Source organism: Lentzea albida, assembly GCF_900111005.1.
Taxonomy (GTDB): Bacteria; Actinomycetota; Actinomycetes; order Mycobacteriales; family Pseudonocardiaceae; genus Lentzea; species Lentzea albida.
In genome coordinates, this window is record NZ_FOFV01000010.1 from 306489 (window position 1) to 326098 (window position 19610).

The following is a 19610-nucleotide window of genomic DNA, read 5'->3' on the forward strand; positions in this document are numbered from 1 at the left end:
GCACGGTATGGGATCGGCCGGGCAGAGTCGGGAGGTGGACGAGGGAACGAACATCGTGATGATCAACCCCGCGGGCCGGGTGCTGCTCTACCTGCGGGACGACAAGCCCGGGATCAGGTTCCCGAACACCTGGTGCCTGCCCGGCGGGTACCTCGAGGAGGGCGAGACCCCGCACGAGTGCATCAGGCGGGAGATCGAGGAGGAGATGGGCGTCGTCCTCGGGGCGGACGACGTGCACCACCTGTGCTCCGAGGAGCGCTCCTACGGCATCGAGCACACGTTCTGGGCCGAGGCGGACCTCGACCTCGACCGGGTGGTGCTCACCGAGGGTCAGCGGCTGCGGTGGTTCACCCCGGAGGAGGTCGCGGCCCACGAACTGGGCTACGAGGACAACGCGATCCTCGCCGAGTTCTTCGCGCGCGCCGGCCATCACCCAGGTGGATGATCACCGGGCGCGCCGGTTTGTCGTGGTCGTCTGCGCATATGAGCATCTGTCCTATGACGACAGTCGACCACGCTCCCGCCGAACTGCACCGCCACACCCACGGTCCCGGCTGCGGCCACGACGCCGTCGTGCACCGCGACCACGTCGACTACCTGCACGACGGCCACCTGCACCGCGAACACGTGACGGATCGCGGTGTGCACTACGACGAGTGCGACAAGTGCCGGTGCGCGCACTGCGCGGACTCCTGCGCGCAGTGCGACTGCACGGACTGCGACTGCCCCACCTGCAACCACGCCCGTTGCGCGTGCGACGGCTGCGACGACTCGTGCGCCAACTGCACGTGTGCCGAGTGCAGCTGCCCCACGTGCGCGCACGCGGCCTGAGTCAGTCCGCAGTGGACAGTTGGAACACCGTCTCCTGGTGGTAGACCTCGCCGGGCCGCAACACCGTGCTGGGGAAGTCCGGCCGGTTCGGCGAGTCCGGGAAGTGCTGCGCCTCCAGGGCGAACCCGGCACCGGGACCGTAGGGGCGGCCGCCGGTGCCGACCAGGTCGTCGGTGAGGAAGTTGCCCGAGTAGAACTGCAGGCCCGGCTCGGTGGTCCACAGCGTCAGCAGCCGCCCGGACCCCGGGTCGCACGCCTGCGCGGCGAACGACGCCCCGGAGGAGTCCAGCACCCAGTTGTGGTCGTAGCCGCCCGCGATGCCGAGTTGCGGGTGCGGCGCGCCGATGCGGGCGCCGATGGCCGTCGGCAGCCGGAAGTCGAACGGGCCGCCGTCCACGGCGACCGGGTCGCCCACCGGGATCAGCGTCTCGTCGACCGGGCAGAACCGGCCCGCGTTCAGCATCAGCGACTGGCCGTGCACGTCGCCGGTGCCCTCGCCGGCGAGGTTCCAGTAGGTGTGGTTGGTCATGTTGAGGACGGTGGGCGCGTCCGCGGTCGCGGTGTAGGTGATCGTGAGGCGGTTGTGCCGGTCGAGCCGGTACGTCACCTGCGCGGCCACGGCGCCGGGGAACCCGCCGTCCCCGTCCGGGCTCACCAGGTCGAGCCGCACGCCCACGCTGTCCGGTTCGCGCAGTTCGGACGCGGACCACACCCGCGTGTCGAAGCCGTTCGGCCCGCCGTGCAGGCTGTTCGGGCCGTCGTTGACGGGCAGCCGGTAGCCGACGTCGTCGAGGGTGAAGGCGCCGCGGGCGATCCGGTTTGCGTACCGGCCGATGACGGCGCCGAAGAACACCCTGTTCTCGCCGGGCTGGCTGTTCTTGACGTAGTCGTCGAGCGAGGAGAACCCGAGCACCACGTTGGCGGGGACGCCGTCGCGGTCCGGCGCCTCCAGCGACTGGACGATGCCGCCGTAGTCCAGCACGCGCACGGTGAGCCCACCGGGCCACGCCAGGACGTACCGGTGGACGGCGGTGTCACCGATGTGGCCGAACAGTTCCCGGTGGAGCGCGGGTTCCCGCTGCGACATCGAACTCCTCGTGATCAGGTGACCAGGGCGCGGCAGTGCTGCGGCCGGATCCGTTGTGGTGCGACGCTTTCCAGGGTCGGTCTGACCGGGACGATCGAACCGTCCCGGTCGAACCCCATCCTGTCTATCGTGATCTCCCGGTGCGTGCCATCCCCCTCCGGGATGGCGAACCGGTGGTAGGCGAGGTACCAGTCGTCGGTGCCGGGCACCCGGAGCATCGAGCTGTGCCCGGTGCCCTTCACACCGAGCGCCAGGTCCTTGGCGAGGATCACACCGCGGTTCGTGAACGGGCCGGTGGGGGAGGGCCCTGTCGCGTAGGCCACGCGATAATCCTCGCTGCGGGTGTCGTCGACCGACCAGCTCAGGTAGTAGGTGCCCGCGCGTTCCACCACGAACAGGCCTTCCCGGAAGTCCGCCAGCCCGGTGAGCCGGGTGATCTTCCCCGGGTCGTAGGAGATCATGTCGGCGTTGAGCGGCACCACATGTGCTTCACCGTTGCCCCAGTACAGGTAGGGCTGCCCGGAGCGGTCGACGAAGACCGCCGGGTCGATGGCCTGGCCGCCGCCGGGGTTGCGGGCGACCAGCGGCTGTCCGGAGTCGGTGAACGGGCCGGTCGGCGAGTCGCCCACCGCGACCCCGATCTTGGCCTCGGCGCAGAAGTAGAAGTAGTACTTGCCGTCGCGTTCGGCGATCGCGGGTGCCCAGGCGTTGCGGTCGGCCCAGCTCACGTCGGGCCCGAGGTCGAGGACCACGCCCTCGTCCCGCCAGTTCACCAGGTCCTTCGACGACCACGCCGAGAACCTCGTGCCGCTCCAGCCGTCGAAGCCGTCCGTGGTCGCGTACATGTAGTAGGTGTCGCCGAACGCCACGATGTTCGGGTCGGCGTTGAGGCCCGGGACCACGGGGCTGCGCATCTCGTGCGCCTCGACCGTCCACACCCGACTCTCCCGCCCCGACCGGACGACGAACTGCCGGGGTTTCCGCAGATCGACCGGCCCGCCGGGGGTGATGGTGGCGCCCGGCGGGAGCTCGAAGCCGAGCCGGACCCGCCGCAGGTCGGTGCCCGGCCGCACGGGGAGCACCACCCTGCCGGACCCGACGACCGCGGGTGCTTGGAGCGAATCGTGCGTGACCGACCGGATCTGCGTGGCGTTGAACGGGAGCGCGGCCACCTCGCCGCCGGAGAGCGCGCGGTTGTACAGGCGGACGTCCTTCATCCTGCCGAGCAACGGCCTGTCCGCCGTGTACACGGACCGGCCGAGGTAGTTGGCCGTGGTGATCCCGCCGCCGATGTCGGACGGTCTGGTCGTGACACCGGTGGTGCGCGCCACCTCGACCCCGTCCAGGTAGAGCACTTCCACACCGTTGCCGACGGTCAGCGTCACGTTCTTCCACACCCCGCGCGGCAGCGCCCGGCCGGAGTTCACGCCCTGCTCGGTCGCCCAGTTGCCGGTGGCGATCGCGCCGCGGTAGGTGTCGCCGGTGCTGAACAGGTAGCCGTCGCCGACCCCGTTCGGCGCGGTGTTGCCGAAGCCGTAGAGGAAGTACGGCGTCTGCTGGGCCGGATCGACCAGCACGTCGGCGGAGATCGTGGCCGCCGGGGCGCCCGTCAGCAGGTTGTTCGGCAGTTGGACGTGCCCGCCCTTCAACGACAGGGAACCTCCGGACCACGTGGCGTTGCCGGCGAGCACGCCGTCGTACCCGTGACCGGTGGCGTCGGCGGCGGACCCGTTGAGCGGCCAGTGCGCGACCAGGCCCCTGCTGTCGGCCTTCACCGGCGCCGGGGGAGCGGTGAGGCGGTTCAGCTCGGCCTGCGTCACCGGGAGGACCGTGCCGTGCCGGGGAGAGGCGGGCAGGCGGGCGCCGGTCGACATCGTCCACCTGCCCGACGCGAGGTCGGTCGTCTCGAACGGCACGTAGCCGCGGCCGCCGTACTCGTCGATGAACAGGTACCACCTGTCCTCGGTGTTGGACTTGAACCCTGTCGGGCCCTCACCCGCGGACAGGCCGGGGCTCGTCGGCGTGGCCTTGCCGATGCACTCGGCGACGAAGTCGTAGCTCGTGTCGAGCAGGTCGGTGGACTTCTCGGCGGTGATGTACTTGCTGCACGGCGACGACGACGAGTTGTTCCGCTCGTCCTTGGTGTAGCGGTAGTACGTGCCGTCGTGCTCGATGACCGTCGAGTCGATCACCGAGTAACCGGGGTCGATCCACACCTTCGCCGGGGTGAAGGTGACGAAGTCGCGCGTGGTCGCGTACATCATCCGGTTGTAGCTGGTGCCGGTGTGGTTCGGGTCGTTCTCCGCGTAGAGCTTCGAGGCCCAGTAGACGACGTAGGTGCCGCGGCGGGCGTCCCAGAACGCCTCCGGTGCCCACGTGTTGCCCGCGGTCGGCGGTGAGACCTGGACGCTGCGCTGGCGGGACCAGTTCCGCAGGTCCGTCGACTCCCACACCATGATCGACCGGCTGCCGGTGCGCTGGGCCGCGTCCCAGCCGCGGCCGCCGTTGATCTTGAGGTCGGTGGCCAGCAGGTAGAACCTGTCGCCGTCGGGGGAGCGCAGGATGAACGGGTCGCGCACGCCCAGCTCGCCGAGGCTCGACTTCAGGATCGGCCTGCCGCCGTTGACCTCGGAGAAGTCGAGCGGGTTGTTTCCGTTGCTCGCGGCGGCGTAGATCTGCTCGCCGATCGGGCTGCTCTCACCGGTGAAGTAGAAGAAGCCGTAGCCAGCCAGGGGTTCCGCGACGGGCAACGGGACGACGGTGGCCGTCAGGGCGCGGGTGGTGCTCTGCTGCCCGAGGCTGACCTTCGCCGTCAGCACGACCTTCGCCGGCCTGGCGCCCGCCGGAGGGCGGGTCACCTCACCGGTCGGGGTGATCACCGCGCTGTCGGACGACCGCCACGCGACGGTCGTGCCGTGGGTGCCGGTGGTGGGCAGGGTGAGGTGCCCTCGGACGTCGCCGAGGTTCGGCACCTCGACGGCGGCCGCCGCCGACCGCACGAGCGGTTCGGCGGCGGCCGGAGTGGACGGGAGGAGCGCGGCGGTCAGCACCGCGGTGAGGACGACGTGGCGCAGGGGTGCCATGTTCGCCTTTCCGGTCGAATCAGGCGCGTCGCTTGGTCCAGACGTCGTAGGCGACGGCGACGAGCAGGACGAGGCCCTTCACGAGCATCACGCGTTCGCTGGGCGCGCCGATCAGCGACATGCCGTTGTTGATCACGCCCATGATCAGGCCGCCGGTGATGGCGCCGACGACCTTGCCGACACCGCCCTGCACCGCCGCGCCGCCGATGAACGCGGCCGCGATGGCGTCGAGCTCGAACGACATGCCGGCGGTCGGACCCGCCTGGTTGAGGCGGCCGGCGAAGATCACGCCGGCGAGCCCCGCGAGCGCGCCCATGTTGACGAACACCCAGAACGTGACGGCCTTGACCTTCACGCCGGACAGCGTGGCGGCCTGCAGGTTGCCGCCGATCGAGTAGATGTGCCGTCCGAACACCGAGTTGTTCGCCATCAGCGAGTAGCCGAGCGCGAGAGCCGCGAGCAGCACGAGCACCCACGGCAGGTTGCGGAACCGGGCGAGCTGCACGACGACGGCCATCACGACGACGGCCACGCCGACGATCTTGAGCACGAACACCGGCATCGGGTCGACCGTCTGGCCGTAGCCGAGCCGCGCGGACCGCTTGCGCCACTGCGACAACGCGAAGCCGGCGACGCACGCGAGACCGGCGAGCAGGCTCACGAGGTCCGCGCCGCCCAGCGGGCCGAGGCCGATGTTGCCGAGGTAGCCGCCCGTGAAGCCGTTGGACAGCGACCGGATCTCGTCCGGGAACGGCCCGATGCCCTGGTTGCCGAGCGTGGTCAGGGTGAGCGCGCGGAACACCAGCATGCCCGCCAGCGTCACGATGAACGCCGGGATGCCGAAGTACGCGATCCAGTAGCCCTGCGCCGCGCCGATCACCGCGCCGGACAACAGCGTCAGCAGCACCGCCACCGGCCACGGCAGTCCCCATTGGACGGTCAGCACCGCGCAGACCGCACCTGTCAGCGCCACGGTCGAGCCGACCGAGAGGTCGATGTGCCCGCCGATGATCACCAGGATCATGCCGATCGCGAGGATCAGCACGTACGAGTTCTGCACGATGATGTTCGAGATGTTCTGCGGTTGCAGCAACGCCCCGTCCGTCAGCACCGTGAACAGCACGACGATCAGCGCGAAGGCGACGTAGATGCCCGACTGCCGCAGGTTGATCGAGAACCGCCGGGGCTGGGACGGCGGGGCGGCGGCCGGTGAGGGCGCGATCTTCGTGGTCATGAACTCTGTCCTCGTGTCATGAACTGCATGAGACGTTCCTGCGTGGCCTCTTCACGGCTCACCTCGCCGGTGATGCGGCCTTCCGAGAGCGCGTACACGCGGTCGCACAGGCCGAGGAGCTCCGGCAGCTCCGAGGAGATCACCAGCACCGCGCGGCCCTGGGCGGCGAGGTCGTTGATGATCGAGTAGATCTCGTACTTGGCGCCGACGTCGATGCCGCGCGTCGGCTCGTCGAGGATCAGCACGTCCGGGTCCGTGAACATCCACTTCGCCAGCACGACCTTCTGCTGGTTGCCGCCGGACAGCGTGCCCGTCGGCGTCGACACGGACGACGTCCGGATGCCCATCGACCTGCGGAACCGCTCCGCGACCGTGTACTCCTCGTTCTCGTTGACCCAGCCGCGGCTCGACAGCTTGCCGAGCGCCGCCGCCGAGACGTTGCGCTGCACGCCGTCGATCAGGTTGAGCCCGTAGCGCTTGCGGTCCTCGCTCACGTACGCGATGCCGTGGTCGATGGCCCCGCGCACGGTCCGCGTGTCGATCTCGCGGCCGTCCTTCACGACGCGTCCGGAGACGCCGACGCCGTACGAGCGGCCGAACACGCTCATCGCGAGCTCGGTGCGCCCCGCTCCCATCAACCCGGCGAGACCCACGATCTCCCCGCGCCGCAACGTGAGCGTGGCGCCGTCGACGACCTTGCGGTCCGGCTGGGCGGGGCTGTGCACGGTCCAGTCCACGATGCGCAGGATCTCCTCGCCGACGTCCGGCGTGCGCGGCGGGAACCGGTGCTCGAGGTCGCGGCCGACCATGCCGGCGATGATGCGTTCCTCGCTCAGCCCCTTGGCGGGCAACGTCTCGATCGTCCTGCCGTCGCGCAGCACGGTGACGGTGTCGGCGATCCTGGTGACCTCGCCCAGCTTGTGGGAGATGATCACGCAGGTGATGCCCTCGGAGCGCAGCCCGTCGAGCAGGTCGAGCAGGTGCTGCGAGTCGTCGTCGTTCAGCGCGGCCGTCGGCTCGTCCAGGATGAGGAGGCTGACCTCCTTGGACAGCGCCTTGGCGATCTCGACCAGCTGCTGCTTGCCGACACCGAGGTCGTTGACGGGCGTCGTCGGGTTCTCCCGCAGGCCGACGCGGTCGAGCAGCGCCTGGGCCTCGTGGTTGGTGCGGTTCCAGTCGATGAACCCGCGCCGCGCCCTCTCGTTGCCCAGGAACAGGTTCTCCGCCACCGAGAGCTGACCGCACAGCGCCAGCTCCTGGTGGATGATCACGATGCCGCGCCGCTCGCTGTCCCGGACGCCGTTGAACGCGCACGGCTCGCCCTCGAACAGGATGTCGCCCTCGTACGTACCGTGCGGGTGCACCCCGGACAGCACCTTCATCAGCGTGGACTTGCCCGCGCCGTTCTCACCGCAGATCGCGTGGATCTCACCGCGCCGCACGGTCAGCGAGACCTCGTGCAGCGCGGTGACCCCCGCGAACCTCTTGGTGATGCCGCGCATCACCAGGATTTCGTCGGACACCTGACCTACCTGAGCTGGTCTGCGGTGTAGTAGCCGGAGTCGATCAGTTCCTTCTGGTAGTTCGCCTTGTCCACCGGGACGGGCTGCAGCAGGAACGACGGGACGACCTTGACACCGTTGTCGTAGTCCTTGGTGTTGTTGACCTCGGGCTTGCCGCCCTTGAGCACCGCGTCGGCCATCTTCACCGTGACGTCGGCGAGCAGGCGGGTGTCCTTGTGGATCGTCGAGTACTGCTCACCGGCGATGATCGACTTCACCGAGGCGACCTCCGCGTCCTGACCCGTGACGATCGGGTAGGCCTGGCCGGCCGTGCCGTAGCCGCCGCTCTTGAGCGCCGAGAGGATGCCGATCGAGATGCCGTCGTAGGGCGACAGCACGCCGTCGACCTTGGCACCGCCGTAGGTCGAGGTGAGCAGGTCCTCCATGCGCTTCTGCGCGGTCGCCGGGTCCCAGCGCAGGATCGCGACGGTCTTGAAGTCCTTCTGGCCCGACTTCACGACGAACTTGCCCTGGTCGATGAGCGGCTGGAGCACGGACATCGCGCCGTTGAAGAAGAACGTGGCGTTGTTGTCGTCCGGCGAGCCCGCGAACAGCTCGATGTTGAACGGGCCCTCGCCCTTGGTCTTCAGCCCGGCCACGAGCGAGTTCGCCTGCTCCACGCCGACCTTGAAGTTGTCGAACGTCGCGTAGTAGTCGACGTTCGGGCTCTTGCGGATCAGCCGGTCGTACGCGATCACCGGGATCTTCGCGTCGGCGGCCTGCTGCAGCTGCGACGTGATCGCGGTGCCGTCGATCGAGGCGACGATCAGCAGCTTCGCGCCCTTGGTGATCTGGTTCTCGATCTGGTTGGCCTGGGTGGGGATGTCGTTCTCCGCGTACTGGAGGTCGACCTTGTACCCCTTGCCCTCCAACGCCTTCTTGATGTTGTCGCCGTCGTGGATCCAGCGCTCCGACGACCGGGTGGGCATGGTGACGCCCACCAGGGCGCCTTCGCTGGACCCGCTCTGCTGGTCGACCGTCTTCTGCGCCGAACCGCAGGCGGCGAGCGTGACGGCCAGTGCGGTGGTGGCCGCGATCCGGGCAAGCCTCATTGCTTCTCCTCGATGGCACCGACAGGCAACAGTGCTGTAGGCGGCGAGTGTTATCGCTAACAACATGTCCGTCAAGTTCCATCTGGATAACGCCAGGTGACGCCTGTTAGCGCTCACAGGGGTGGTGAGCGGCAGGTGGAGGGAGGTCGCGCCGTGCCGCGACGGTCGGGTTGTGACAGCGTTGTGACAGCGTTGTCCGGCGAGTCGGCCAGGTGGGGAGCCGGTGGTCGCGCCGCCGGATCACCGAGCCGCCGCCGTTCGCCGCACCGGACCGTCCGAACGGCAGCGCGCGCCGGAGTGGCAGCGGGTGCGGAGGGCGGCCTGCCGGAGCGCTTGGAGGGCAGCGCGCCCACCACCGAAGTGGGCAGTGGGCAGAGCGGACGCCCCGCCCGAACGGCAGCGCGCTCGCCGCCACCGAAGTGACAGCGGGCGCGGTTGACTGCCTGGCAGAGCCTCGAGGCGGCCGCGCGCCCGCCACCGAGGTGGCAGCAGGCACGGTGGGCGGCCTACCGGAGCGCTTCCACGGCAACGCGCCCGCCACCGAAGCGGCCAGAGCGGACGCCCCGCCCGAACGGCAGCGCGCCCGCCGCCACCGAAGTGACAGCGGGCGCGCGTCCCGAGCGTCGCCTCACACGGTCTTGCAGGTCTTCCCGTTCACCGTGAAGACGGTCGGATCCGCCCCGGACCCGGACCCGTTGAATCCGATCTGGACGGTCCTGCCGGGCTTGAGCTCGCCGTTCCACGACATGCTCGTCGCCGTCACGTCCCGCCCGGTCTGGCTCCACGTCGCCGACCACCCGGAGGTGACCCGCTGGGTGCCGGGCAGTGCGAACCCGAGCTTCCAGGACGTCCACGCGGCCGTACCGGTGTTGGTGATCTTCACCTGCGCCGACAGGCCGTCGTTCCAGCGGCCGGCGCTGAAGTTCACCTCGCAGTCGGACTTCGGCGTGGTCGGGGTGCCGGACTTCTCCGCCGCCCAGCCGGACACCCAGGCGAGGGCGGAGTTCCAGTTGATCGCCACCTCGTTCACCGAGTAGGCGCCGATGTCGTCCACCCAGCACTTCTGCTGCGGGCAGCCGGTGAGCAGGCGCTGCGCCACCGGGTCCTGCAACGCGCTGTTCGGGCCGCCGGAGAGGGAACCGGGCGGCGCGATCGGCAGGGCCGGGTCGTTCTGGTGGGCCCAGAAGCGGTGGTGGGCGTTGACCATCGCCTGGTCGCCGTAGCCGGCGACGTACGAGGTGCTGAGCGGGTTGCGGCCGAGGACGTAGTGCAGTGCCTCGAAGACGCCGTCGCGGTACTTGGCGGTGCCGGTGAAGTCGAACGCGAGCGCCAGCACCTGGGCGTTGTTGAGGACCGTGGAGTTCGAGCCCCAGACGTAGCCCGCGGTGCTGTTGTCGTACGGCGCGGCGTAGCCCATGCCCGCCATCGCGGTCAGGTGCTGGTCCGCGACCGACGCGAAGGCCGACTTGATCGCGGACACGTCCGCCGCGGGCAGGCCGTTCGGGGCGAGGGCGAGGGTGATGTCGCCCAGCGGAGCCGTTCCGCCCCAGTGGAACCCGCCGCGGTTCAGGCTCGCCGCCTTGTAGTGCGAGGAGCCGGTCACGTCGGTGCGGTAGGCCGCGTCACCGGTCGTCGCGTAGAGCTCCGAGGCGGCCCAGTAGAACTCGTCGGTCACGGTGTCGTCGCTGTACGCGCCGCCGCCGGTGCCGTCGTTCGGGTCGGCGAGCTTGGCCGGGTTCGCCTTGGCCGCCGCGTACGCCTTGCGGGCCGCCGCCAGCAACGTCGAGGAGTAGGTCGCGTCGATGCTCTTCCACAGCCGGGACGCCTGCGCGGCGACGGCGGCCAGGTTCAGCGTCGCGGCCGTGCTGGTCGCGGACAGGCGGCGCGGCTGGTCGTCCAGTTCGGGACGGGTGGGCAGCGCGGTCCAGTTCGCGTCGTGGACCTTGTGGTGCGCCATGCCGTCGGGCGCCTGCATCTTGAGCAGGAAGTCGACCTCCCAGCGCGCCTCGTCGAGCAGGTCCGGCACGCCGTTGGCCTTCTCCGGGATGTTCATCGAGCCGTCGCGGTACGCGGTCGCGTCGCCGAGGCGGGACGCGCGCTCGTAGGCGTTGAGCAGCTGCCAGGTCGCGATGCCGCCGTTGACCACGTACTTGCCGTGGTCGCCCGCGTCGTACCAGCCGCCGCGCACGTCGAGCGTGTAGCCGCACGCGAGGTCGGCGCGGCACGGCACGTTGTTGTCGCCCTGGTTCGGCGCGACGTTGAGGTGCGCCGCCGGGCGCGCGTACTCGTCACCGACGTACTGCGCCTCGATCGGCGTGCCGCTGCGCTGGTGGTAGAAGAACGCGAGCGAGTCGTAGCGCAGCCGCTTCACCGGGTCGGCGGAGATGTCGAACGGGAAGCTGGTGTCCTCGCCGACCGACAGCGTGTAGCCGGTGCCGGGCGTGTCGAACGACGAGAAGTCGATCAGGTGCGTCGAGTCGCCCGACGTCGCGTCCGCGCCCTTCGGCGTGCTCTGGCCGGACGCCACCGCCACGCCCGCCGAGTTCTTCAGCGTCCACGTCTGCGGGGTCGTGGCGCCGGACACGAGCGTCGCGCGCTTGGGCAGACCCGGCACGTACGCCACCAGGTCGACCTGGACCTTCTTGGCGGGGTTGGGGTTCACACCACCAGGGGGCTTCACGCCGCCGACCACCGAGACGTTGTCCACGCAGATCGTGTTGTCGGAGGGCTGGCCGCCCAGCTGGAACGCGACCTGGCCGTTGCCCGCGTCCGGGAAGTCCAAAGTGGACGTGAAGGTGAACGAGAACCGTTGCTTCTCGGGGGAGACCGCGAACTGCTGGCTGGCGATGCCGCGGTACGGGCTGACGCTCTCGCCGGCGGCGGCCGTGACGGGTTGCGCGGTGGTCGCACGGGCGTCGAACGAGAACGTGTAGGACTGGCCGGTCTCGAACGGCACGCCGTTCTGGCCGATCAGCGCGTCCCAGGGGTTCGTCGTGCCGCCGGTGACCGCCGCGCACAGTTCGCCGCCGGTGACCCGGTTCGTGACGCCGGCGCCACTCCACCAGGGATCGGCGGAGCCGCTCTCGAACGTTCCGTTGAGCACGCGTTCGTAGTCCGCCGCCGCGGCCGGCGCGTGGACCGAGGCGGCCGTGAGCGTCGCGAGCAGGGTCGCGGCGAGCAGGCGTGGGGGTAACGATCTCATGGGACTGAGGTTCTCCGTCCTCGTCGACGGTGCTGCGTTCTGGGAGCGCTCCCAGAACGCACCGTAGGGCGAAGGCGGCAACGGCTACAACCCTTGGCGGGCGACCGATCCCGTTCGACCGTCGATTTCGATTCGATCCTCAGTGCAGGAGGCGGTCGAGCAGGTCGTGCCAGCCCTTCTCGAGCCGCTCCAGCGATGCCCCCGGGCGGAGGAAGTGGTCGACCAGCACGACGTCCACCGACGCCAGCAGCGTGTGGGCGAGCAGTTCCGCGTCGGCGCCGGGGAGAACGGCGCGCACGAGCAGGGCGACGTGCCGGTGGCGCAACTGCCGGGCCGGCACCGAGAAGCGGCGCTCGGGCGTCGGCTCGGCCGCGAGGTAGAGGTCGCGGTGGGCGTGCTCGTGCCGCAGCAGGGCCGGTCCGAACGCCCTGAGCCGCGCCGCCGCGTCCGCGCCGGGCCCGAGTGGCGGCGGTCCACTCAGGAACGCCTCCTGGAACAGGACCTCCGAGCGGTCCAGCAGCGCCTGCAACAGCCCGTTGCGGTCGCCGAAGCGCCGCGACACGGTGCCCTTGCCGACCCCGGCCGCGGCCGCCACGGTCTCCATCGTGATCGCCGCCGCCCCCCGCTCGCTCGCCAGCTCGGCCGCCGCTTCCAGCAGCAGCGCGCGGTTGCGCACGGCGTCCGCGCGCAGGGCGGACTGCGGGCCCACGAGGGGGAGGGGTGTGCCGTCGATCACCTCCACAGCCTAGACGGAAGATAAACGGGCCGCGTCCCGTTTAGGGTGTAGTCGTTCAAACACAGCCTGCACCTGGGAGTCACGTCATGGCCGTCCGCATCCTCACGCTCGTCGGCAGCCTTCGTTCCGGTTCGCACAACCGCAGGCTCGCCGAGGCCGCGGTCCAGATCGCGCCGGAGCACGTCGAGCTCGGCGTGTTCGACGGCCTGGGCTCCGTGCCGTTCTACAACGAGGACATCGACCACGAGGGCACCGTCCCCGCCGAGGCCGTGAAGCTGCGCGAGGCGGCCGCCGAGGCCGACGCGCTGCTGCTGGTCTCGCCCGAGTACAACGGCACCATCCCCGCCGTGCTGAAGAACGCCATCGACTGGCTGTCGCGCCCCTACGGCGCCGGCGCCCTGTCCGGCAAGCCGGTCGCCGTCGTCGGCACCGCGTTCGGCCAGTACGGCGGCGTCTGGGCGCAGGACGAGGCCCGCAAGGCCGCGAAGATCGCCGGTGCCGAGGTGGCCGAGGAGCTCACGCTGTCGATCCCCGGCTCCGTGGTGCGCTTCGCCGAGCTGCACCCGGTGGACGACCCGGAGGTCACCGAGAAGCTGGCCGGCGTGATCGAGGGCCTGGCCGCGAAGGCGACCGCCGCGGTCTGAGGCGAGTGACGCGGCGGCCGGCCCCGCCTACGAGGGGGTCGGCCGCCGCGTCGCCCCCTCCGATGCCAGCCGCCGCCTGATCAGCGCATGGTCACGGCGCGCCAGTCGTCCGCGTCCTCGTCGGCCCCGGCACCGGGCCGGTGGTCCTGGTACCAGGCCATGATCCGCCGCCGGCCCTCGTCCGTGATGTGGTACCCGAGGTGGTCGCCCACCGGTGCCCAGATCAGCTCCGCCTGCAGGGCGTGCTTGATGGCGTCGCGCCGGCACATGCTTTGCAGCAGCCATGGCCACACCATTCCCTGCGCGGTCATCCACAACACGCGCAGCACCGCGGTCTCCGGCAGCTCCGGATCGTCCCGCGACTCGTCGAAGAATCGGCCCGCCTGCATCCGCGCCCCCCGCTCGTCATCCGCTCGTACGTCGTAATACGGCCTGGTCCGGGCGCTGGTTCAGGGTTTCGGGCGAAAAGCTTCCACGGCGAATGGATCAGGCGCTGGTCCTGCGCACCAGGGACGTCGGCAGCAGCATCGACTGCGGCAGCTTCTCCTCGCCCGCCAGTTCGGCGAGCAGGCGCCACGTCATGGTGCGGCCGAAGCCCTCGACGTCCTGCCGGACCGTCGTGAGCGGGGGGACGGCCGTCGAGGCGAGCACGGAGTCGTCGAAGCCCACCACCGCGACGTCGTCCGGGATCCGGTAGCCGCGCGTCTGGAGCACCCGCAACGCGCCCAGCGCCATGATGTCCGCGGCGACGAAGACCGCGTCGAGGTCGGGGGCGCGGCGCAGCAGGTCCTCCATCGCGAGCGCGCCGCTCTCCGGGGTGAAGTCGGTGGCGTGCGCGACGAGTTCGACGGGCATGCCGTGTTCCGCGAGGCCGCACCGCCAGCCGCTCAGGCGGTCCATGCCGACGGCCATGTCGTGCGGGCCGGCGATGGTGGCGATCTTCTCGCGGCCCAGCGAGATCAGGAACCGGACGGCGCCCAGCGCGCCGTTGAAGTTGTCCGCGTCGACGAACGGGACGGTGCCGCCCACGAGCGGACGGCCGCCCACCACCGTGGGCAGCCCCGTCTCGTGCAACGTTCTCGGCAACGGGTCCTCGCCGTGCAGGCTCACGACGAGCGCCCCGTCGACGTGCCCGCCGGTGAGGTAGGCGACCTGGTCCTCACCGTCGAGCGGCTGGTTCATCATCAGCAGGAGCTGCACGTGGTGTCCGGCGAGCTCGGCGTGCACCCCGCGCAGGACCCCGGCGAAGAACGGGTCGGCGAGGACCCGGCTGCCCTGCTCCGAGATCACCAGCGCGATCGCGTTCGCCTTGCTGCCCGCCAGGGTCCTCGCGGCGTGGTTGGGGCTGTACCCGAGCATGGCGATCGCGCGGTGCACCGCCTGGCGCGACCGCTCGCTCACGTACTTCTCGCCGTTGATCACCCTGGACACGGTGGACTTCGACACCCCGGCCACGCGTGCGACCTCCTCGATGCGCGGGCCGGGGCGCCGACTCCTGCCTTCCGTCATGAGACGGCGACCAGCGCGTTGTCGCGGGCCACCCTGCTGAACCACCTCGCACTCATCTTCGGCGTGCGGATCTGGGTGTCGTAGTCGACGTGGACGATGCCGAACCGCTTCGCGTACCCCTCTGCCCACTCGAAGTTGTCCAGCAGCGACCAGCAGAAGTAGCCGCGCAGGTCGACCCCCGCCTCGATCGCCGCGTGGGCGGCGCGCAGGTGGGAGGCGATGAAACCGGTGCGGTCCACGTCGTCGATGGCACCGGTGCCCGAGAAGTCGTCGCGGAACGCGGCGCCGTTCTCGGTGATGTAGAGCGGGAGGCGCGGGTAGTCGTTGTGCACCCGCATGAGGACGGTGGTGAGCCCGTCCGGCCTGACCTCCCAGCCCATGTCGGTGATGGGGGCGTCCCTGGGCGGGAACGAGGCGTGCTGCACGCCGATCCACGGTGACGGACCGGCCTCGCCGTTGGGCGTCGAGCTGACGTAGTGCTCGGTGTAGTAGTTGACGCCGAGCATGTCCATCGGGCCCGAGATCACCTTCAGGTCGCCGTCGTGGACGTGCTCGCCGAACCCGAACGGCTCGAGGTCCTCGAGGATGTCGGCCGGGTACTCGCCACGCAGCAACGGGTCCAGGAAGATCCGCTGCTGCAGCCCGTCGAGCCTGCGCGCCACGTCGAGGTCCGCGGGGTTGTCCGGGTCGACGGGGATGATCGGGTACATGTTGAGCGTGATGCCCACCTTGGCGTCCGGCCGCGCGGCGCGGATGGTCTCGTTCGCGAGGCCGTGCCCGAGCAGCAGGTGGTGCACGGCCGCGGCGGCGGCGGCCGGTTCCGTGCGGCCCGGTGCGTGGACGCCCGCGGCGTAACCGAGGAACGCGGAGCACCACGGCTCGTTCAGCGTCGTCCAGGTGCCGACCCGGTCTCCGAGCGCCTCGACGGTGGCGGCGGCGTACTCGGCGAACCGGTACGCGGTGTCGCGGTTCGCCCAGCCACCCGACTCCTCGAGCGTCTGCGGCAGGTCCCAGTGGTAGAGCGTCGGCCACGGCACGATGTCGTGCGCCAGCAGCGAGTCGACCAGCCGCTGGTAGAAGTCGAGTCCTGCCTGGTTGACCTTGCCGCCGTCCGGTCGCACGCGCGGCCAGGCGATCGAGAACCGGTAGGCCTTGATCCCCAGGTCCGCCATCATGGCGACGTCCTGCTCGAAGCGCCGGTAGTGGTCGGCGGCGGGTTCACCGCAGTCGCCGCCCACCACCTTGCCGGGTTGCCGGCAGAACTCGTCCCAGATGGAGTCGGTGCGACCGTCCACGTCGGTCGCACCTTCCACCTGGAACGCGGCGGTCGCGGCTCCCCACAGAAAACCCTGCGGGAAAACAATGTTCTCCATTTTCACCCCTTGACGGCGCCCTGCATCACACCGGCGACGATCTGCCGCCCGAGCACGAGGAAAACGATGAGGACCGGAACCGTGGCGAGCGTGGTCCCGGCGAGGACGAGCGAGTAGTCGACGTAGTAACCGCTTTGCAGCTTCTCCAGCGCGACCTGCAACGTCGGGTTGTCCGCGTTGAGGACCACCAACGGCCACAGGAAGTCGTTCCAGGACTGCATGAACGTGAACACGCCCAGCATCGCGGCGGCAGGGCGGGCGGCGGGCAGGGCGACGTGCCAGAACGCGCGCCACAGGCTGCAACCGTCCATGCGCGCCGCCTCGACGAGTTCGTCGGGGATGGCGTCGAGGAGGTACTGGCGCATCCAGAACACGCCGAACGCGGTCACGAGGTTCGGCACGATCACGGCCTCGAGCTCACCGGCCCAGCCGAACTCGGCCATCGCCATGTACAGCGGGATGATGCCGAGCTGGGTCGGCACCGCCAGCGTCGCCACCACGAACAGGAACAGCACACCGCGGCCGCGGAACCTCAGCTTGGCGAAGGCGAACCCGGCCAGCGTCGACAGCAGCACCACCGACAGCGTCACCGTGCCGGACACGATGAAGCTGTTGCCCAGCGCCTTCCAGAACGGGACGGTGTCGAACACGCGCACGGCGTTCGACCAGAAGTTCCCGCCGGGGACCAGCGTGAAGTCGCCGGTCAGCACCGAGTTGTCGCGGCTCGCGACCAGGAACGACCAGTAGAACGGGAAGGCGGAGCCCAGCACGAACGCGGCGAGGAAGCCGTAGATCGCGAAGGACGGTCGTCGCATCACTTGACGGCCCTCCTGGTGAGGAAGAAGTTGAGGCCTGCCACGGCGATGACGACCAGGAACAGCACCCACGCGATGGCGGAGGCGTAGCCGAGGTCGAGGCCCTGGAACGCCGACTGGTAGAGGTAGAGCACGACGGTCTGGTACTGGTGCTCCGTGCCGCCGCCGCTGCCACCGGAGGGCTCGAACAGCTTCGGCTCGGTGAAGATCTGCAGACCGCCGATCGTCGAGGTGACGATCACGAAGATCAGCGTCGGCTTCAGCAGCGGGAGCGTGATGCTGAAGAACCGCCGCAGCGCGCTCGCGCCGTCCACCAACGCGGCCTCGTAGACGTCCCGGGGGATCGCCTGCATCGCGGCGAGGACGATCAGCGCGTTGTAGCCGGTCCACCGCCAGTTGACCATCGACGCGATGGCCACGTGGCTGCCGAACGTGCTGGCCTGCCAGTCGATCGGGTCGATGCCGATGAGCCCGAGCACGTCGTTCACCAGCCCGTACTGGGGGCCGAACAGGTTGCCGAAGATGATCGTCAGCGCCACGAGGCTCGCCACGTAGGGGAGCAGCACGCCCATCCGCCACCCGGTGCGGGCGCGCAGGTTCGCGTTGAGCAGCGCCGCGAGGAGGACCGCGACGACGATCTGCGGACCGCTGGAGAGCACGAAGATGCTGAAGGTGTTGAACAGCGCGTTCCAGAACTGGTCGTCCTCGAACAGCGTCCGGTAGTTCTCCAGGCCGATGAACAGCGGCTCGTCGGCGCCGACCTCCCAGTCGAACAGGGAGACGTACGCCGTGTAGAGCAACGGGAAGAGCCCGATCGTCGCGAACAGCACGAAGAAGGGTGCTACGAACAGGTACGGCGACACCTTGGTGTCCAGGTTGGACAGCCGGTACCGCCGCGGAGGCCGCGGGCGAGCCTCCTGCGCTCGCCCGCGGTCCACCTTGGAGAGAGTGGCGGTCACTACTTGGCCGCCTTCTGGGCACCCTCGACCGCTGCCTTCCAGGCCTCGTCAGGGCTCTTGCCCTGCTCGACGGACTGCAGCGCCGGGCTGACGACCGTCTCCTGGATCTGGCCGTCGGCCGGGCCCTTGTACTGCGCGGCCTTGATCTTCTTGGCCTGCGTGGCGAACAGCGTGCCGGCCTTGACGTCACCGAAGTACGCGTTGGTCTGCTCGAGCAGCTCCGGCGCGTCGAGCGCCTTGACCTGGCTCGGGAACGTGCCCTTGGCCTTGAACGCCTTGATCTGCTGCTCCGGCGCGGTCAGCCAGGCGGCGAGCTCGGCGGCCTTCTTCGCGTTCTTGCTCTGCTTCGGCACGGTCAGGTACGAGCCGCCCCAGTTGCCGCCACCGTTCGGGAACGCGTCGGTGACCGCCCAGAGGCCCTTGTTCTCGGGACCCGCCTGCGACTCCACCACGCCGAGCATCCACGACGGGCAGGTCTTGGTGGCGAACTTGCCGAGCTTGAAGCCGGTGTTCCACTCGTTGCTGAACGCGCCGAGCCGGGCCGACTGTCCCTTCGCGACAGCCGCGGTCACGGTGTTCCAGTTGGCCTTGATGGCGGTGTTGCTGTCGATGACCAGCTTGTCGGACTTGTCGTAGTAGCCGGTCTCCAGCTGGTTGTGCATGGCGTTGTAGACCTGCGCGGCGCTGTCGAACCACGCGACACCGGGAACCTTGGCGATGAACTGGTCACCGGCCGCGAAGTACGCGTCCCACGTCGTGAAGAGCGCCTTGACGCCCTCGGGGTCGGACGGCAGACCGGCCTTCTCGAACAGGTCCTTGCGGTAGCACATGGCGAGCGGGCCGATGTCGGTCCCGTAGCCCATGAGCTTGCCGTCCTTGGTGGTGATCGCCTGGGTCTTCCACGCGAGCCAGCGGTCGTCCTCGATCTTCGGGCCGATCTCCTTGAGATCGTTGAACTGCCCGGCCTTCGACATGAACTGGCTCAGGTAGCCCTCTTCGACGCCCTCGATGTCCGCGAGACCGGAGCCCGCACCGAGCTTGGTGAACAGGTTCTGGTGGTGGGGCTGGCCCTGGCCGGTCTTGCGCTGGGTGATCTTGACGTCCGGGTGAGCGGCCTCGTACTCCTTGAACAGCTCCTCGTACCCGAACTCGTTGAACGTCGCGATCGTCAGCTCGGTCTTTCCATCCGCGGACTGACTGGCCCCGCCTGACCCGCACGCTGTGGTGACGGCGGCTGTGGTGGCGGCACAGATCAGCACGCTGATCCAACGGTGTCGCACGGGAGAACTCCTCTGGTCTCGGCGGCGGGTTCTGGGAGCGCTCCCAGACGGGGAGGAGTGTCGTCCCGGCTTCGAACGTGTGTCAAGACACACTTCCGGCCGCACCAGGCGTTTTCCGGTGCCGTTGGCTGGGTGACCTGGCTGTTCATGGCTCAGGTCACAGTTGGGAAACCTGGGAGCGCTCCCGGAGATGTGACCAATGGGTTAACACTACGTGCTGGGATCGGCACGGAACGCGGCACC

16 protein-coding genes are annotated in these 19610 nt (G+C 69.6%); 3 read left to right on the forward strand and 13 right to left on the reverse strand.

The window, feature by feature from the left end:
• The first annotated feature begins 34 nt into the window (after positions 1-34).
• A complete protein-coding gene (locus BMY74_RS25190) occupies positions 35-445 on the forward strand; it encodes an NUDIX domain-containing protein (protein ID WP_218159733.1) in 411 nt (136 codons plus the stop codon).
• A 53-nt stretch (positions 446-498) separates the two neighbouring features.
• Complete coding sequence (locus BMY74_RS25195) at positions 499-831, forward strand: hypothetical protein (RefSeq protein WP_089920183.1); 333 nt, start codon at positions 499-501, stop codon at positions 829-831.
• 1 nt (position 832) lies between these two features.
• Here the strand turns inward: BMY74_RS25195 and BMY74_RS25200 are convergent, their stop codons facing one another.
• From BMY74_RS25200 to BMY74_RS25230, 7 genes are all read right to left on the reverse strand, one after another.
• Entirely contained in the window at positions 833-1918 is a 1086-nt protein-coding gene (locus BMY74_RS25200; RefSeq protein ID WP_089920185.1) for an aldose epimerase family protein, read from the reverse strand.
• A gap of 14 nt (positions 1919-1932) precedes the next feature.
• Complete coding sequence (locus tag BMY74_RS25205) at positions 1933-5001, reverse strand: family 43 glycosylhydrolase (RefSeq protein WP_089920187.1); 3069 nt, start codon at positions 4999-5001, stop codon at positions 1933-1935.
• A 19-nt stretch (positions 5002-5020) separates the two neighbouring features.
• Positions 5021-6235 (reverse strand): multiple monosaccharide ABC transporter permease, encoded by a 1215-nt coding sequence (gene mmsB / locus BMY74_RS25210; protein ID WP_089920188.1) that lies wholly within the window; start codon positions 6233-6235, stop codon positions 5021-5023.
• The gene (gene mmsA / locus BMY74_RS25215; protein WP_089920318.1) at positions 6232-7737 is read right to left on the reverse strand and encodes a multiple monosaccharide ABC transporter ATP-binding protein; all 1506 of its coding nucleotides are present in this window, start codon (positions 7735-7737) and stop codon (positions 6232-6234) included. The genes mmsB and mmsA overlap by 4 nt, the downstream gene beginning before the upstream one ends.
• Before the next feature lie 26 nt (positions 7738-7763).
• Positions 7764-8849: a multiple monosaccharide ABC transporter substrate-binding protein gene (gene chvE / locus BMY74_RS25220; RefSeq protein ID WP_089920190.1), complete on the reverse strand. Its 1086-nt coding sequence runs from the start codon at positions 8847-8849 to the stop codon at positions 7764-7766.
• A gap of 628 nt (positions 8850-9477) precedes the next feature.
• Positions 9478-12051 carry a glycoside hydrolase family 9 protein gene (locus BMY74_RS25225; RefSeq protein WP_089920192.1) on the reverse strand — a complete coding sequence of 858 codons (2574 nt, stop codon included), beginning with the start codon at positions 12049-12051 and terminating at the stop codon, positions 9478-9480.
• 139 nt (positions 12052-12190) lie between these two features.
• A complete protein-coding gene (locus tag BMY74_RS25230) occupies positions 12191-12787 on the reverse strand; it encodes a TetR/AcrR family transcriptional regulator (protein ID WP_245786345.1) in 597 nt (198 codons plus the stop codon).
• Positions 12788-12873: 86 nt separating this feature from the next.
• Between BMY74_RS25230 and BMY74_RS25235 the strand changes: the two genes are divergently transcribed.
• Complete coding sequence (locus BMY74_RS25235) at positions 12874-13431, forward strand: NAD(P)H-dependent oxidoreductase (RefSeq protein WP_089920195.1); 558 nt, start codon at positions 12874-12876, stop codon at positions 13429-13431.
• Positions 13432-13511: 80 nt separating this feature from the next.
• On the opposite strand, the gene BMY74_RS25240 is transcribed toward BMY74_RS25235, so the two are convergent.
• The 6 genes from BMY74_RS25240 to BMY74_RS25265 form a co-directional block, all read right to left on the reverse strand.
• Positions 13512-13820 (reverse strand): hypothetical protein, encoded by a 309-nt coding sequence (locus BMY74_RS25240; protein WP_089920197.1) that lies wholly within the window; start codon positions 13818-13820, stop codon positions 13512-13514.
• Positions 13821-13917: 97 nt separating this feature from the next.
• Positions 13918-14940: a LacI family DNA-binding transcriptional regulator gene (locus BMY74_RS25245; protein WP_089920199.1), complete on the reverse strand. Its 1023-nt coding sequence runs from the start codon at positions 14938-14940 to the stop codon at positions 13918-13920.
• Positions 14937-16313 (reverse strand): GH1 family beta-glucosidase, encoded by a 1377-nt coding sequence (locus BMY74_RS25250; RefSeq protein WP_089920201.1) that lies wholly within the window; start codon positions 16311-16313, stop codon positions 14937-14939. The genes BMY74_RS25245 and BMY74_RS25250 overlap by 4 nt, the downstream gene beginning before the upstream one ends.
• 2 nt (positions 16314-16315) lie before the next feature.
• Positions 16316-17128 (reverse strand): carbohydrate ABC transporter permease, encoded by an 813-nt coding sequence (locus tag BMY74_RS25255; RefSeq protein WP_089920320.1) that lies wholly within the window; start codon positions 17126-17128, stop codon positions 16316-16318.
• Entirely contained in the window at positions 17128-18066 is a 939-nt protein-coding gene (locus BMY74_RS25260) for a carbohydrate ABC transporter permease (RefSeq protein WP_245786346.1), read from the reverse strand. Before BMY74_RS25260 ends, BMY74_RS25255 begins: the two co-directional genes overlap by 1 nt.
• Before the next feature lie 20 nt (positions 18067-18086).
• Complete coding sequence (locus BMY74_RS25265) at positions 18087-19367, reverse strand: ABC transporter substrate-binding protein (RefSeq protein WP_089920205.1); 1281 nt, start codon at positions 19365-19367, stop codon at positions 18087-18089.
• Between the last annotated feature and the right edge of the window lie 243 nt (positions 19368-19610).